Source organism: Streptomyces iakyrus (assembly GCF_000717055.1).
Taxonomy (GTDB): Bacteria; Actinomycetota; Actinomycetes; order Streptomycetales; family Streptomycetaceae; genus Streptomyces; species Streptomyces iakyrus.
The window spans coordinates 1-541 of the sequence record NZ_JNXI01000081.1 but is presented as its reverse complement, the minus strand read 5'-3'; the positions used below and the strand labels follow the sequence as shown (position 1 = coordinate 541).

The following is a 541-nucleotide window of genomic DNA, read 5'->3' as shown; positions in this document are numbered from 1 at the left end:
AGCCAGCAACTTGCGCGAACCAGCGGGAGCCCCCGCGGTGAGGGTGGCGGCCATGACTCACCCCGCCTGTTCGTCGGCGAAGAGGTTGACGTCCTCGGGGTCCGCACTGATCCCGACCCGCTCACCGGCGACCGGTCCGCGGCCGGCGGGGACCTCCAGGCGCAGCAGCGGCCCGTCACCACCGTCGATCCGCACACCCGCGCGCACCAGCGTGCCGACGTAGGTGGCAGTCTCGACGGTGCCGGTACAGAAACCGTCATCGGCTGCGCACACCCGCAGCCGGCCCGGCTGCACAGCAGCCTTCACCTGCGTACCGGAGGCGAGATCATGGCGACGGGCCTTGATCAGTCCACCGCTGTTGTCGAGGCGGACCAGGGTGTGGGCGTCGGTGTGCTGCTCGATACGTCCGGGCAGGAAGTTCGCCGCGCCGAGGAAGTCCGCCACGAACGGCGTCTTCGGCCGCTCGAACAGCTCACGGGGGGTGTCGAACTGCTCGATCAGACCGTTGCGCATCACCGCGATACGGTCCGACATCACCAGC

At 69.5% G+C, this 541-nt stretch carries 1 protein-coding gene; it reads right to left on the bottom strand.

The window, feature by feature from the left end:
• Window positions 1-57 precede the first annotated feature (57 nt).
• Window positions 58-541 (bottom strand): TOBE domain-containing protein (locus tag OO68_RS41615; RefSeq protein ID WP_033314707.1); only part of this gene is annotated, 484 nt, incomplete at its 5' end.